This is a genomic window from Nocardiopsis sp. NPDC049922, from assembly GCF_040660275.1.
In the GTDB taxonomy this organism is placed as follows: Bacteria; Actinomycetota; Actinomycetes; order Streptosporangiales; family Streptosporangiaceae; genus Nocardiopsis.
Map to the genome: position 1 here is coordinate 648,127 of NZ_JBFAME010000001.1, position 14,389 is coordinate 662,515.

Below are 14,389 nucleotides of genomic sequence, written 5' to 3' on the forward strand. Positions count from 1 at the left end.
AGCGCCTTCGGCGCCCCAGGCAGCCAACGGATCGCGGTACAGGCTTACAACAGATGCCAGCCCGCAGTCGCCCCCGGATATCCCGGATGTGATCGAGGGTGAGCATCCCGAGTGAATCTCGATCCCATCTCGAACTGAACCCCAGGGGCGTCCCCTTCGTCCCTTCCATGAACACATGGCGCTTATGCTCCTTTGGCGTGGCACAGAGTCCCACCTGGAAGCCGCTCCCCGACCTCGACAGAAGGATCCTCCTCCATGACCCTGGCAGCACGCGCGAAGCGAGCCGGTGAACGACTCCTGCCTCCCGCCACCAGGGCACGCCTGGAAGAGGAACGCCGCCAAGCAGCCGAACAGGCCGCCGCAGAACGCCGCCAGGCCGCCGAACAGAAACGGCTGGCCAAGATCGCCGAGCGACGCCATAACCTCCTCGACACCGACCCGACCGTGCGCCCCGTCACGACCGAAGACGCGGACCTCCTGGGACGCGTCGTGGACGACTTCACCGCAGCCGACGCCTCCGCGCACAACCTGCGCCTGGTCACCAACGCCCTGGAGACCGCCGGAATCGACTACTTCCTCGTCCGGGGCCGCTCCCCCCTGCGGTACGTGGTCGGACTTCACCGCTCCGAGCGCAAACGCGTCCTGGAAGCCATGCGCGAGCTGTACGCCTCCACCGCCCTGTACGCCGTCAAACCCGGACCCCAGGGCACCACGGCCGCCGCCTCCGCCTACGTCGACGGAGCACTGGCCGAGGAGATCAAGTCCGGCCTGACCATCCGCTTCGCCGAACCACTCCTGTCCCCCACCGGGACGATCCTGGCCGGGTTCGAGTACGGGTGCGACGTGGAGTTCTGGCGCGACGGCGCCACCCTGCTCGAGCGCGACAACACCCAGGAGATCCTGGCCAAGCTGCGCACCCAAACACCCTCCGACGTCCTGACCGACTCACTGGTGGCCCCGCGCCGCAACAAGGTCGCCGACGTCCTGCCCCGCTCGGAGCAAAAACCCGCCACCCTGACCGTGGCCGGACGCGACTACCCCACCTTCGAGCCGTTCACCTGGACACTGGTGGACCAGGTCGACTTCCCCGTGGACGTGGTCTACACCTGGGTCGACGGCGACGACCCCGCCCACGCCGCCAAGCGCGCCCGCCACCGCGGTGACGACGCCGCGACCGGGCTGGCCGCCAACGCCTCCCGGTTCACCGACCGCGACGAGTTGCGCTACTCCCTGCGCTCACTGCGGATGTACGCGCCGTTCGTGCGCCACGTCTACCTGGTCACCGACAACCAGGTCCCCTCCTGGTTGGATGCCGACGCCGAGGGCATCACCGTGGTCGACCACCGCGACATCTTCACCGACCACGACGCGTTGCCCACCTTCAACTCCCACGCCATCGGCACCCGCCTGCACCACATCCAGGGGTTGTCGGAGCACTACCTGTACTTCAACGACGACGTGTTCCTGGCCCGACCCGTCGGAGCGCAGGACTTCTTCCACGCCAACGGCATCGCCCAGCTGCCCTTCTCCCCCTTCCAATTCGGTGTGGGCCAACCGGTGCAGGGGGAGGTCGCCCCCAACTCGGCGGGCAAGAACGTGCGCGCCCTGTTCTCCGAAGAGTTCGGGCGCCAGATCACGCACAAGTTCAAGCACACCCCGCACCCGCAGATCCGCCAAGTCATGCTGGAACTCGAGGACAAGTACGCCGAGGAGGTGGAGCGCACCACGCGGTCGCGTTTCCGTTCGCTGTCCGACGTGGGCTTCGCGGCCACCATGCACCACCACTACGCGCTGCTCACCGGCCGCGCGGTCCCGGGCGAGTTCCGGATGCGCTACGTCGACATCGGCGCCCCCGACGCCCGGGAACGACTGGACCTGCTGGACGCCACCGACGAGGTGGACTTCTTCTGCCTCAACGACCTCGACACACCACCCGAGGCCCAGGAGACCGTGAACCGCATGGTGCAGGAGTTCCTCCAGGCACGCTTCCCGTTCCCCTCCCCCTACGAGAAGATCGCCGGATAGCAACGATTCGTGCGGGTGACACGGGACGAACCCACGCGCACGACGGGCGTTTCACAACGGCTTCCATGCCTGGCTCTTGTCCGCGAGGACTGTATCCGTAGGCAGTGCGTGAAGGGGCCTGTTCGTGGGGGCACTCGGGCGAGCACGTACGGCTTTGAGGCGGTCGGAGAGGTCCTGGAAGGTGCGCTGTATCGCTTCGGGGCGATCCAGTGCCGCCTGAGGGGCGGGATTGGACTCGGTGTCAGCGATCCTTGCCCCGGTCCTCGAGTGGTCAGGCCGCTGACAGGGCGGACAGGCGTGCGGTGACCAGCCCCGATGCACCGTGTCCGTGAGCCGCCGTTCCGCGCGCGATCGGCGTTTGGCGAGCTGCCAGTAGGCGGTCCCGCGTTCTCGGGCCACGTCCGTCAGCGGCACCCGGTCCAGTCGGGTGCGGCCGATGAGGTCGGCATCCGACTTGCTGATCACGCCCTGGCGGACCGCGTCCTCCAGCACCAGGTCCGGGTTGCCGGTCGGTGCGGGCCCGTTGGCGAGCGGTTCGGCCACCGCGGTCGGCACGGCAGCGCAGCACCCACGGGAGCCGGTACCAGGAGGTGTCCGCCTCGTGGATGGCGCCTATGAACCTCGCCAGGATCTCCTCTTGTCCTCTGGGACATCTCGGTAGACTCCACCATCGCCCGCACCCACCGACACGCGGCCGATGCGCCCATCCAGGTCGTGGTACAGGCACTGGCCGTTGCCCAGGCTGCGCAGGGACGCGCGGTACTCGTCAGAGTCGTCGATGCCCAGTCGCGCCAGGACGTTGGTGACGCGGCCACCGTAGAGCCGCGCCCCACCGGCGCGAAGGTCGGCTTTGAGGAGCTACCGAAGATGTTCCAGGGTCTGGTGCGGTATGTGCCCACGGTGAATGACGCGATGGTGCGCGGGGTGGTCTACCCTCGGCGGTCCCTGCTTCTGGTCGCCGGGGTACCCGGGGCCGGAAAGAGCACCCTGCTGCGGCGGCTGTTCGGTCTCCGCGGGGACGAGGAGCGGACCGTGCTCACCGCGGACGGTGTGCGGGTGATCGACTCGCTACAGTCGCGGTACCGGCTGGGACCGCTGCTCGGCCGGGTCCCCTACCCACTGTGGCGCTGGGTGGTGCACGTACTGCACCTGGCCCGGGTGACCGCGGCGCTGCGCGGCGGCCCGGTGGTGGTCCACGAGTGCGGGACCCGGCGCCCGGTCCGTGTGCTGCTCGCCCTGCTCTGCCGACTCCGCCGGTACGAGGTGCACGTGCTGATGATCGACGCCACCCCGCAGGAGGCCCGGATCGGGCAGAACGCCCGGGGGCGGCGGGTGACCGAACGCAGCCACCGGGTGCATTCGCGGCGCTGGCGGCGGCTGCGCGCGGCCACCCGGCACGGACCGGCGGCGTTCGCGCCGGGCGCGCGCAGTCTGCTCGCACTCGACCGGCGCCGGGCGCGGGAGTTGGCCTGGATCCGGTTCAGCCCCCGCGCGAATGCCCGTCGTCCCCTGCCCGCCGCGATGGAGTCGCCCTCTACTCAGCTTGATGTCGTGATGTCCAATACCTCGTGACACTGGCTGGTCACAGCGGTAGGACGTGCCCATGAGGTACGCGCAAGGGGGCGGGTTGACGCCCCAGGAGCAGCAGCGACGAGAGCAGGTCAGGGTCGGAACTATCGCCAGGGAGCTGCGGGTGACCGCGCGGTCGGTGTGACGCTGGCGACGCGCCTGGGACCGGGACGGTGCGCTCGCTGCGACCGGCGGCGCGCAGAGTCAGGACGAAGGAGTCGACGTGGGGCTTCAGGGGTCCCCCGGTCCCCGGTGTACGCGCTTGGTGCCCATAGGCGATTGCTCTCCAGGCGGTGAGGCTGTCAGCGGAGTGACTCCGCCTGAAGATGTCCCAGGTCAGACATAGTGAGAGCCAGCGAGGGGACTTGAACCCCTAACCTATCGCTTACAAGGCGATAAGTGTTCTGGGAAGTGTCCAAGTGCGAAAAGGGTGCTCTCACCGAGGAGGGAAATCCAGAGGCGAAATCTGTTCCCACGATAGATAGTGGGACCCGCCTCCGCAACCGGTTCCGCAAAACTCTGTGGATAACTCAGCTATCGCCTAACCGCAGGCCAGCAGCACACAGAAAAGCCCTGGGCGACGCCCAGGGCCCGAACCCGAAGGAAGCTCACCGGCTCCCGCGAAGCGGCCTCTCCCTCACCCGCGTGTTCTCCGGGATGGACACCACGCGGTACCCCGCCTGCCCGATCCGCTTCTCGGTCACGTAGTGGTCCCCCTCCCAGCGCGGCGCCACCTCCATCACGCCCGCCAGACGCGCGACCTCGTCCTGTTGGTGTCCGTCGCACCCCTCGGTGAAGTAGACGATCTCCACCCGCGTCATCTCCCCCACCGGCAGATCCGGGTTCGCCTCCAGGTACGACGCGAGCCTGCGCAGATCGTCGAGCAGCGCCAGTCGCTTGGAGCGCCCAGCAACCCGCAGCGTGGCTCCCTCCGCCTGCGAGCACACGTTCCGCAGCCCGAATGTCCGACGGCGGCCCCGTCCTCCCACCGCGTACAGCCGCGGCTCATGCTGGCACCGCCTGCTCTCGTCCAAGCGCCGCATCAACTCACACCTTCCGGGTCGACAACGTCCTTCACCCAGAAAGAAGCCAACCGTGCCCCCGGATTGGACACTGGTGCCCCGAGATCCTTGCCCCCTCACCCACCCCACCCCCGCCGCGAAGAGGAGAGACCAACGGGAGGTGTATATGTCGGGGTCGCACAGACAACCTCGACACTCCACCTGACCTGCTCTGTCAGCACCGAGGCGAGGCAGCCTTCGGGCGACCCCTCGCCGACCCCTGACAACCCGCTCGCACACCGCAGCAAGCGATAACAGAACTCAATCTTCGTAGCTAGATCGCTACCATGCCTCGCCACCTTGGGGGCAGAATTAGTGCATGGAACGGATGTCGATGCGAGTCGCCGCTGCCGGAGGAGCGTTCGGTCTAGGACTGGCTGTAGTGGGGCTCCTCATGTCCGGCCTAGTACCGACGGCTCTGATTGCAGGAGCAGGATCATTCGTACTGGCCGCACTGGCCATTATGTTGCGCCCGCCCCCCAGAGAGGCTTCCCGAGACAGTCGTGCTTCGAGACCAAGAGTCGAGAATCGAACCAGCGATGTGCATGGAAACGTGGTTCAAGCCAATGAGATCCATGGTGACGTCACAATCCAGCCAGCACCCATAGAACAGACGGTATCTGCACCGACCTGGGTGGACGTAGCCCCTCAGGCCGACCAAGCCAATCCACGTCGGATGGGCACCCATGCCTCTCGTCTCAGTGTTGATGGCGATGAAGTTCCACCATATGTACCCCGCGACATCGATGACGAGCTTGACCGACGTCTGCGGGAAGCCGCATTGGACCCCAACGGGGGGATGGTTCTAGCCACAGGCGCTTCCACAGCCGGAAAGACCCGCGCCATGTTGGCAGCCCTTGCTCGCACTCTACCCAATCGACGGATCGTACACCCTCCTGAGAACACAAACCTGAAGCTCCTGCCCAACTGGCTGAAAGAGAAGTCTGAGAACGCTTCTGATGGCTGGGTGGTATGGATGGACGACCTCGAACGCTACCTTGGCCCCTCGGGCATGGATCCGTCCTGGATCTCGGAACTCGGCAGTGCTAGGGCAATCGTGGCCGCAACCATCCGCACAAAGAACCTGGAGGCACTTAGACCAGCACGCACAGACGGGCCACAAACTAACGCAATCGGATTTCAGATTCTAAAAACCACCACCCCAATTACCATTCCAGACAAATGGTCGCCCGAAGAACGCGAACGAGCATTTGCAAGCGGAGACGAACGCCTAATTGAAGCCTCCACGCAAAATACTTTCGGAATATCAGTATACTTGGCTGCGGGGCCTCAGCTCCAAACCGATTGGGAAGCTGGTCCTAATTTGGGACACCCCAGGGGATACGCGCTCGTCTCCGCTGCAGTCAATCTCGCAAGCACTGGCCTTTCGTCCGCAGTTACCCGCCAGCAGCTAGAAGATGCTCATGTCGAATACTTACCTAAACCTCCCCCTCTGCCAGAGGACTCAGAGGACGCATGGGCATGGGCAACAAGCGAGCGATGCGGTGTAGCGGGACTACTCGTCCCAGCAGACGCACAAGGGAATCAGTGGCGAGCTTTCGACTATTTGACCGCAGCAAACCCTCCTTCTGAACACGCATGGCTAACCTCCCTAAATTATGCAAATCGCCAGGACAGATTCACCATCGCAGCAACAGCATTCAGCCGGGGAAATTTCTCGTATGCCGAGATGGCCTTAAGGCCTCTTGCCGAGTCTGGCGATCCTGACGCAATGTTTAACTTAGGAGGTTTGGCAAGAGAAGTAGGGCGAAGAAAGGAAGCTGAACAATGGCTGCGAAAATCCTCCGAAGCAGGCCACACTATCGCGATGATCAACCTGGGGCACATGCTGGAGCAAGCGGGACACATAGCTGAAGCCGAGTCTTGGTATCGGCCACCGGCTGAAATCGGCATCACCATGGCTATGTCAAATCTCGGAAACCTACTTCGAATGAACAATCGAACTGACGAAGGGGAAAGCTGGCTACGTCCAGCTGCTGAGGCGGGTGATGCCATCGCAATGTACAACCTGGGCGTCCTACTGGAATCCAAAGGCCAGCCAGAAGAAACAGAATACTGGTACCGCAAGTCTGCGGAAGCCGGTGATACTGATGCAATGTACAACCTAGGCGTCATACTAGAAACGAATGGCCACATCGAGGAAGCCATCAAGTGGTACCAAAAGCCAGCCGAAGCTGGTAACAGCAATGCAATGAACAATCTTGGCGCCAATCTGCTTAACACAGGACAGTCAGACAAAGCTGAACATTGGCTACGCAAAGGCGTTGAGGCAGGCCATACTATGGCCATGAATAATCTCGGGAAACTGATGAATTTGAAAGGGAAAGCAGCAGAAGCCGAACAGCTATGGCGCGAGTCCATCAACTCCGGCGACAATACCATGGAGAATTCTCTCGGAATCTTACTAGCCAAGTCAGGAAGGCTAAAGGAAGCGGAAGAGTACTGGACACGAGCCGCCAAGTCAGGTCGCACTGATGCAATGAATAATTTGGGATCTTTGTACTCACATGCAGGAGACATCAACCGAGCAGAGCGATGGTTTCGAAAATCAGCCGAAGCCGGAAGCGCCCCAGCCATGAGAAATCTAGCCAAGCTACTAAGAAAGACAGGAAGAAAAGAAGAAGCTGCATCGTGGATCGTTAAACATAGGCAGCACTAGTCAACCAATAGGAGAAATTTTCACGAGAAACAGATCGCGATGCATAAAACCAAGATCATCGACTGAATCAGTCTCTACTTTAAATCATCAGATCGGTTTCATTTGGTGCTATTTTCGAACGGCTACATCAGAGACCAAATCGTTCAGGAGCTTGTTCGTGGCAGTGCTCGGGCGAGCACGCATGGCCTTGAGGCGGTCCGAGAGGTCCTGGAAGGTGCGCTGTACGGCGTCCGGGCGACTCAGCGACGCGTGGACCTTCATGATCTCCTGGTAGACGGCTTCGTTCAGGTCATCGGACTCGCGGGCGCGTTCCAGCCAGGTCAACGCCTGTTCAGGGGTTTCGGCTGTCTTCGCCAGGCTCACGAAGCAGTCAGCGGCGGCTCGACGGTACGCCTGGCGTTTCTCCTCGATCCACGGGAAGTCGACCTCGGACAGCAGCACCTGCGCGTACTCGTCTGAGGCCAGGCGAAGACGTTCCGCACGCACCGCGGAATCCGATGTTCCGCCTGCCGCCTTCACCGCGGCGTCGAACCGCCACACATCCACATCGACGACCTCTTGCCGGATCCGGTAGCGCCCCGAGTCCACCTGTAGGATCTCCGCTTCAGGGTCCCCAAGAGCGTCGCGGATGACGCGACGGACGTCGCTGGACGCGGTGTTGCGCAGTGCCCGGGCCTTACTCTCGGTACTGTCGGGGAAAAGGGCGTCCGTCAGGGTCTCGGTACCGACTCCACGTGGATGAAGTGCCAGGTAGGCGAGCATCCTTCGGGAGGACGAACGCATCCGCTGGCCGATGTCAGCCCCCTCCACGCTGATGAGCGGGTGCGGTGCGAAAAGCCGGATGTCCACCTTCACCGAGGGGACCGAATCCGGAGTGCCCCGTCCCTCGTCCGGTTCGGGCTCTTGTCGTACTTCCTCCTCGTCCGACCTCTCCGCGCCCTTCGGTTCCGGCCGCAGTCGTTCCGGTGCCTGCCCCTGCCCTGTGAAATGCGCTGAGAAGGTCGCCTGGTCAATGTGCAGGAGCCGCAGGTCTGTGTAGGTGGCCGTGCTCCCATCCAGCGCGGTGACGCTGACCTCGTCGAAGGAGTCACAAACCGCCTCCGCGCACCCTGCTCCCGCGCCGAGAGCCACGACCAAGACGTCGTCCTCGGCCGACTGCGCCAGCGTGAGCAGGCGGTCCCGGACCAGGGCATGTTCGGGAGCACTCACCAGCAGCAGAATCCGCTCCTCCCCCTGCTCACGTGGTGCCGCGGAGATGCTGGCCAGCTCTGCTTCCGTGATGGCGGATGCGGTGTCAGCGCTCGCGGTCACACCAGGCACGCGCGCGTTCGGTGGTGCTCCCGCCTCAGCCATCACCTGGCGGGTAGTGATGACCCGGATCCCAGGCGAGGCCACAGCCCGGGCGATGAGGGAGGCACCTACGCCCACCGCATGTGCACCCGCGATGCCGAGACCTGTGCGTGCGCTGACGCTGAGGCTGTCAGCGATCCGTACGTGCCCTTCCGCGCTGATCACGTCGCCGTCAGCGTCCCGGGTGACGGGCACCGAACTGCCCAGAGCCTCGTCGCCGTCGAGCTCCTCGTCTTCGAGGAGGTCTACGGACTCGCCCTCGTCCTGCTCCTTCTTCTTCGGCTTCCTCTCGCGTCGTCCGGGCGCTGTCAACCGTCCCGCGATCACTCCCGCTGCTCCCCCGGCGACGGCTCCCGCGATCAGCTCACCACCACGGAACCCTCCGTCGCGCTGAGGGTCCGTCTTCGGTTCCTCGTCAGCGGCCAGCTCGGCGCTCTGCAGACCATCCACTGTCTCCGGCTCCTTCTCCTCCGGCGCAGCGGATTCATAGGGTCGGGTGGTCAGGGTGTAGGTGATCTCGCCCCGGCGCTCAGCGGCGTGCCCGAGATCGGGTTGCTCCCGTGGTTGCTCGGAGCCCAGCCCTTCGGTGGTGATCGTCCACCCGTCACCGAGCTGCTCGGTCAGGAACGCGGCGATGGCATCAGCGCGCCGTTGTGACAGGTCACGGTTGTACGAATACAACCCGATGGAGTCGGTGTGGCCGGTCACCGCGATGGGCGTCCCCGGGTCGCCGAAGAGCTGGAGGAGTTCGACCGTGGGCAGCAGCTCGTCCCTCATCCGGGGAGTGAGATCCGCGGAGTCGAACCCGAAGCCGGCCAGCACTCGAGTGCGCTCCAGCGTGTGCGCGGGTTCCTCGCTGTCAGTGGTGTGTTCGTCGGTCGTTGGCGCCGTGTCAGCCGACGCCACGGCGACAGGTGTCACGGACATGGCCACCGAACTCCCGGCGGCTCCCGTCACGATGAGCCGCAGCAACCCGATCCGGGGAATCTGGCCCCGAAGAACGGCGACGACGTCCATTCCGACCAGCACCACGAACGCACCCCACAGACCCCACAGGATGACGAGCGCCAAGGCGTGAACGACCGACGTCGGAAGCGTGCCGCTGATCAGGGACAACCACACATAGTCCCAGGTCATATCCGATCCCACCGGCCATTCCCAGCGACTGAGCAGAACCGGCGGTGCAACCAGCAGGGCGAGCGTGACGCCCGCGACCAGGACCGTCCTCGTCGGATTCATGACGTCATCCCCCTCGTTCCTCACGGTGTGTACGCCGTCGCCGTGGCCCGGGAGGCGATCTCGACCGGCCCGATCGCCGCGAGCACCATCGGCTCGTGATGGGTGGTGACGGTGACCGTGACGGCTTCGGCCCGAACATCCACCTCCGCGCTCGCTCCGCCACGTTCCGCGTGGGCTCGGGCGGCTCGGCCTGCGGACACCTCGTCGAGCACAACCGATCCCGCCCTCAGCCGCCCTTCGTCCAAGTGCTGCGCTCCGGCCCGGGCGGCTTCGTGTGCGAGGGTGGTGGTCATGGTCTTGGCGCGCAGCATCCGCGCGCCGTCGTGGACCAGGCCGAGGCAGGCGATCAGCGTCACGGCGACGATGACGACGAACGCACTGGGGTGGCCGCCGTGCAGCATCAGCGTTCCTGTTCGCGGTGAACGTCAAGGACGGACGTGGCGTGGCCGGAGATGGTGCGGCGTTCGCCGAGCCCGAGCACCGGAAGGTCGTCTCGCTGGCTGATGCACGTGACGTCGGCTCGAACAGCGCGGCCTCCGGCAGTGAAGGTGTGCTGGATGGTCACAGTGGGGTCCTGGCAGGCGCGGCCCCACGTGCCGACACTCTCCGCTACGGCACACTCAGCCGCAATGCGCGCCTCACCCGGGTCGAGGTACAGGGAGGCGGAACGCGCGGCGCCGTGTGCCAGAGCGTCGGCGGCGAGCCCCGCGGCGTAGGAGCGTCCGGTCAGGGTGAGCAGGGCCAGGAACGCCAGGAGCACGGGGACGATGAGAATCACCTCGACCGACGCACTCCCCCGATCCCGCTCCTGTCCCCTGCCTCGCCACGACGTCATGGGGCAACCCCCACAGGCCGTTCGATGGGTCCCGTCAGGGTCGTAGACACCGGAGGGTTCCAGCCAGGCAGAAGACTGACCGCCACGCCGTCGACGGCGACACGGGCCGTACCGTCGCGTCGCCGGACCTCGATACGCAGGTCTCGGAGCACCGTGCCGCCCAGCTCCTCGGCCAGGGCGTATCCCCGCGCGCGGCCCTCCCTCTCACTGCCCTCGAAGGTGCGTCCCGCTGCCAGGGCTTCGGTGGCGATGGCCTGTGTCCGGTGCTGAGCGTGGGCCCACAGCCCGTACTGGAGGATGCCCAGGAGCATGACGAACATCAGCGGGATCGCGAACATCAGCTCGGCCCCTCCCCTGTCGTCACGGGAGGACCATGAGCCCCGCCGGTTCACGGGATGACCCCCAGGTCGATGCCCTGGGCGGTCTCGATGATGAGCGGGGTGATGATGGCGCCGACGCCGGTAGCGATGCCGATGGTGACGGCGAGCATCAGTACCCAGTCGGTGGTAGCCGATCCCCGGTCCCGGTCGGGGCTTCGTGTTCCGAGGATCAGTTCCACGAGGGCGCGCAACCGCATGGATCCCATGTAGTGGTTCCCCTTCCTGTCCTTCTCGGTGGTGGTTCAGAATCCGTTGCTGACCTGGACGATCGCGGGGTATCCCATGAGCAGGAGGAAGCCGAGGACGAGCAGCATGACGGGCAGGCTCATCCGTTCGGTGGCTTCGAGGGCTTCGGTCTCCAGCGCGGCCAACTGGTGGGCGCGGAGGGATCTGGCCTTGGCGCGGACGGAGGTGCGCACCCTGGCGCCGTCGGCTCCGGCCAGGCGGATGGACGAGGCCAGTTCCTCCAGCTCCCGTACTCCGGTCTGACGGGAGAGATCCGTCAGGGCGTCCCATGGCGGTCGGGTGCGCAGGTGGGCTTCGTGCAGGCACCGTCGGATGCGTCCGAACGCGGGTCCGGTGCCGCGCCCGGTGGCCGCCGTGAGTGCCCCGGTGACTCCGGCTCCGCCTGCGAGGGCGACCCCGACCAGGTCGGCGATGACCGAGGTGGCCAGACGTAGTTCGACCCGTTGACGGCGTGCCCTCGCGCGAAGCAGGACCCCCGGGGCGAGAGCGCACGCGGCCAGGCTGGTTCCTCCAATAGCGAGCGCGGCCGGCATCGGGAGCACGGAAGCCGCGGGCACTGCGATCGTCAGCGTGCACGCGAACAGCGCTGCCCCGGCGAGCGCCAGGGCGACGACCGTCGTGCGATGGGTGTCGACGTCCGTGTCGCACGCCGCGAGGTCGCTCCTGGTCCGGCGTCCGGGCCAGCCGAGCTGTGCGAGAACGGAGCAGCCGATCCCCTTCGCCTGATCAAGGACGCCCACTGCTCGCGGAGCACCATCGATGTCCTCCGTCTGTGGCGGAAGGAGTTCGTGCAACCGTGGCCGACGCAACCCCTGAACGATCAGCCAGACGCCCGCTCCGACCGCGGCTCCCCCGGCCGCCGCGACGACCACGGTCATACGCCCACCCCCGCGGTCGGGGCAGTCAGAACGCGTCGCGTTCGCGGTGGGGCCGACAACCGCACCAACCACCACAGGGCGACCGCCCACACCGCGCCGACCATCGCGAGAACGAGCTGCCCGGTAGCGGAACCCAGGGGTGCAAAGTAGGCGCCGTTGAACACGGCCATGCCGACCACCATGGCGAGCGTGGTCATGATGATGATCCGCACCGACGTGCGGGTTCGTGCCCTGGAGGCGTTGGTGCGCACGAGCATCGACGCGCGGTCGTGGGCCGCCTCGGCAAGGGTCCCCAACAGTGCGCCGAGGTCGGCCGCGTGTCGGCTGGCCGCCATGGACAGCGCCGTGGCCACAAGGTCCGCGGTGTCGTTGTCCACGTTGTCGGCGAACACGGTCAGCGCGTCGTCCAGGTCCGTACCGTCGACGAGGTCCTGGGCCAGGGTCTCCACGTGTGGGCGAATGGGTGCCGGAGCGATCGGGGCGGAGGTCCACATGGCCTGGCGCAGACCGGAGGATCCGGCGATCAGGTCGCGCAGCTGCTCGGTCCAGCCCGCCACGGCCTCGATCCGTTCCACCTCGGCCGTCGTCTCCCGGTCCGGCACCATGATCCCCGGCAGCCACCACGTGGCCGCTGCCGCCAGAACAGCGGCGACCGGCCATCCGGTGAGCGCCCAGGTGGCCGCCCCCACCGCACCCGCGATCGTCAACCGGACGACCACGTCACGACGCACGGGCGGGGCCGAGCGCACTCGGGACACCGCGGTCGTGAGAGCCGGGGCGAGCAGCACCAAACCCAGCCCGACGGCGCCCCCACCCACGCTCGCGACCAGCACGCCCGTCACCGCTTCTCCCTGAACAGGCAGGACGGGTCGAAGCCCACCCGGGCGAGGGAGCGGGCGTAGTGCGGGCTGGGCGGGGTGACGAACCCGCCGAGCTCGGCGGAGTAGATCTCGTTCGTGATCACCTGGGGGCCGTCCATCCCGACGATCTCCCGGATGCTCGACACCCGCCGCCTGCCGTCCGTGTCGGTGTCGATGTGCACGGCCAGGTGGACGGCGGAGGCGATGAGGATCGCGCTCTCCTCCAGCGTCAGCCGTTCGCTGGACTGGTTGGCGTAGGTGGCCAGCTTGGTGAGGATCTGAGCGGAGGAGGAGGCATGGACCGTGGCCATGGACCCGTCGTTGCCCATGGTCATCGCGTGGAGCAGCGGGACGGTCTCCTGGCCTCGTGTCTCTCCCACAATGACCCGGTTCGGGGACATACGCAGCGCGTGGCGTACGAGGTCGGCCAGGGTCACCTCGCCCGCGCCCTCGGTGTTGGGCGGTCGTCCTTGGAGTGCGAGGCAGTCGAGGTCGTCGTCGCCCTCCAGCCCGAGTTCGTAGGCGTCCTCGATGGTGATGACGCGCTCGCCGTGCGGGATGTGCCGGGCGAGGGCCCGGAGCAGGGTGGTCTTGCCCGATCCGGTGGCGCCTCCGATGACGAGGTTCAGCCGGGCGCGGACGGCGGAGGTCAGCAGGGAGCGAACCGGGGTGGTGAGCATGCCGGAGCTGACCAGGTCGGTCAGGGTGAGTTCGTGTTCGGGGTGGCGGCGGATGGTCACGGCTGGTCTGCGGGACACCCCCATCACAGCGGACAGGCGCGCCCCGTCGGTCAGCTCCATGGACAGCAGCGGCGCGGACAGGTCGAAGCGGCGTTCCCCGCCCGGTGCCTGCCCGGCCAGGCGCTGGACGAGGGCCACCAGCTCTGCGTCGGAGGTTGTGACGGGCGGTCGTTCCTCGCGTCGGCCGTCACCGAAGTCGACCCACACGCGGGTCCCGTTGATATGGATGTCCCGCACGCCTGGTTCGGAGAGCAGGATGTCCAGCGGCCCCAGCCCGCACACCTGGGCCAGTGCCCGTGCGCGCACCCACGCCTCGTCCTGTTCGGTCAGCGGTGCCGCGGCGCCGGTCAGGGCACGGCAAGCGTACTCGTCCAACAGCGTGGAGAGCATCCTGTCCGCCAGTTCGCGGTGCCCAGGAGCGTGGTGGTTGTCCTGGGGCAGGGTGTCGGTCTCGGAGGTGCGGCGGACGAGTTCGTCCGTCACCGTGGTCGCGAGCTAGTCGGCGAGGTCGGCGAGCGTGGTGGGG

Annotated in this window: 13 protein-coding genes; 3 read left to right on the forward strand and 10 right to left on the reverse strand. The window is 66.1% G+C overall.

Annotated features, from left to right (window positions below; translation table 11 throughout):
• Positions 1–255 precede the first annotated feature (255 nt).
• Complete coding sequence (locus AB0I72_RS03065; protein WP_358562308.1) at positions 256–2,025, forward strand: stealth family protein; 1,770 nt, start codon at positions 256–258, stop codon at positions 2,023–2,025.
• Positions 2,026–2,076: 51 nt separating this feature from the next.
• On the opposite strand, the gene AB0I72_RS03070 is transcribed toward AB0I72_RS03065, so the two are convergent.
• Complete coding sequence (locus AB0I72_RS03070) at positions 2,077–2,580, reverse strand: hypothetical protein (RefSeq protein ID WP_358562311.1); 504 nt, start codon at positions 2,578–2,580, stop codon at positions 2,077–2,079.
• Positions 2,581–2,892: 312 nt separating this feature from the next.
• Between AB0I72_RS03070 and AB0I72_RS03075 the strand changes: the two genes are divergently transcribed.
• Complete coding sequence (locus AB0I72_RS03075; protein ID WP_358562315.1) at positions 2,893–3,597, forward strand: AAA family ATPase; 705 nt, start codon at positions 2,893–2,895, stop codon at positions 3,595–3,597.
• Between the two features lie 605 nt (positions 3,598–4,202).
• On the opposite strand, the gene AB0I72_RS03080 is transcribed toward AB0I72_RS03075, so the two are convergent.
• Positions 4,203–4,637: a hypothetical protein gene (locus AB0I72_RS03080; protein WP_358562318.1), complete on the reverse strand. Its 435-nt coding sequence runs from the start codon at positions 4,635–4,637 to the stop codon at positions 4,203–4,205.
• 694 nt (positions 4,638–5,331) lie between these two features.
• Here AB0I72_RS03080 and AB0I72_RS03085 point away from each other — a divergent pair.
• A complete protein-coding gene (locus AB0I72_RS03085) occupies positions 5,332–7,335 on the forward strand; it encodes a tetratricopeptide repeat protein (protein WP_358562320.1) in 2,004 nt (667 codons plus the stop codon).
• 108 nt (positions 7,336–7,443) lie between these two features.
• On the opposite strand, the gene AB0I72_RS03090 is transcribed toward AB0I72_RS03085, so the two are convergent.
• Genes AB0I72_RS03090 through AB0I72_RS03125 form a run of 8 tightly spaced genes read right to left on the reverse strand, consistent with a single transcriptional unit; the run spans position 7,444 to position 14,346 of the window.
• On the reverse strand, positions 7,444–9,924 hold the full coding sequence (locus AB0I72_RS03090) for an OmpA family protein (protein WP_358562323.1): 2,481 nt from the start codon (positions 9,922–9,924) through the stop codon (positions 7,444–7,446).
• 20 nt (positions 9,925–9,944) lie between these two features.
• Positions 9,945–10,325 carry a hypothetical protein gene (locus AB0I72_RS03095; RefSeq protein ID WP_358562326.1) on the reverse strand — a complete coding sequence of 127 codons (381 nt, stop codon included), beginning with the start codon at positions 10,323–10,325 and terminating at the stop codon, positions 9,945–9,947.
• On the reverse strand, positions 10,325–10,759 hold the full coding sequence (locus AB0I72_RS03100; RefSeq protein ID WP_358562329.1) for a hypothetical protein: 435 nt from the start codon (positions 10,757–10,759) through the stop codon (positions 10,325–10,327). Before AB0I72_RS03100 ends, AB0I72_RS03095 begins: the two co-directional genes overlap by 1 nt.
• Positions 10,756–11,097, reverse strand: a complete 342-nt coding sequence (locus AB0I72_RS03105; RefSeq protein ID WP_358562332.1) for a TadE family protein — start codon at positions 11,095–11,097, stop codon at positions 10,756–10,758. The genes AB0I72_RS03100 and AB0I72_RS03105 overlap by 4 nt, the downstream gene beginning before the upstream one ends.
• A gap of 50 nt (positions 11,098–11,147) precedes the next feature.
• Positions 11,148–11,345: a hypothetical protein gene (locus AB0I72_RS03110; RefSeq protein WP_358562336.1), complete on the reverse strand. Its 198-nt coding sequence runs from the start codon at positions 11,343–11,345 to the stop codon at positions 11,148–11,150.
• A gap of 36 nt (positions 11,346–11,381) precedes the next feature.
• Entirely contained in the window at positions 11,382–12,263 is an 882-nt protein-coding gene (locus tag AB0I72_RS03115) for a type II secretion system F family protein (protein WP_358562339.1), read from the reverse strand.
• Positions 12,260–13,105, reverse strand: coding sequence for a type II secretion system F family protein (locus AB0I72_RS03120; RefSeq protein WP_358562342.1), 846 nt, complete (start codon positions 13,103–13,105; stop codon positions 12,260–12,262). The genes AB0I72_RS03115 and AB0I72_RS03120 overlap by 4 nt, the downstream gene beginning before the upstream one ends.
• Entirely contained in the window at positions 13,102–14,346 is a 1,245-nt protein-coding gene (locus AB0I72_RS03125) for an ATPase, T2SS/T4P/T4SS family (protein ID WP_358562345.1), read from the reverse strand. Before AB0I72_RS03125 ends, AB0I72_RS03120 begins: the two co-directional genes overlap by 4 nt.
• Between the last annotated feature and the right edge of the window lie 43 nt (positions 14,347–14,389).

Excerpts from the sequence above, each read along its gene's own strand:
- AB0I72_RS03065 (WP_358562308.1), top strand. The coding sequence starts at position 256 with ATGACCCTGGCAGCACGCGCGAAGCGAGCCGGTGAACGACTCCTGCCT.
- AB0I72_RS03075 (WP_358562315.1), top strand. The coding sequence starts at position 2,893 with ATGTTCCAGGGTCTGGTGCGGTATGTGCCCACGGTGAATGACGCGATG.
- AB0I72_RS03080 (WP_358562318.1), bottom strand. The coding sequence starts at position 4,637 with ATGCGGCGCTTGGACGAGAGCAGGCGGTGCCAGCATGAGCCGCGGCTG.
- AB0I72_RS03085 (WP_358562320.1), top strand. The coding sequence starts at position 5,332 with ATGGGCACCCATGCCTCTCGTCTCAGTGTTGATGGCGATGAAGTTCCA.
- AB0I72_RS03090 (WP_358562323.1), bottom strand. The coding sequence starts at position 9,924 with ATGAATCCGACGAGGACGGTCCTGGTCGCGGGCGTCACGCTCGCCCTG.
- AB0I72_RS03095 (WP_358562326.1), bottom strand. The coding sequence starts at position 10,325 with ATGCTGCACGGCGGCCACCCCAGTGCGTTCGTCGTCATCGTCGCCGTG.
- AB0I72_RS03100 (WP_358562329.1), bottom strand. The coding sequence starts at position 10,759 with ATGACGTCGTGGCGAGGCAGGGGACAGGAGCGGGATCGGGGGAGTGCG.
- AB0I72_RS03105 (WP_358562332.1), bottom strand. The coding sequence starts at position 11,097 with ATGTTCGCGATCCCGCTGATGTTCGTCATGCTCCTGGGCATCCTCCAG.
- AB0I72_RS03110 (WP_358562336.1), bottom strand. The coding sequence starts at position 11,345 with ATGGGATCCATGCGGTTGCGCGCCCTCGTGGAACTGATCCTCGGAACA.
- AB0I72_RS03115 (WP_358562339.1), bottom strand. The coding sequence starts at position 12,263 with ATGACCGTGGTCGTCGCGGCGGCCGGGGGAGCCGCGGTCGGAGCGGGC.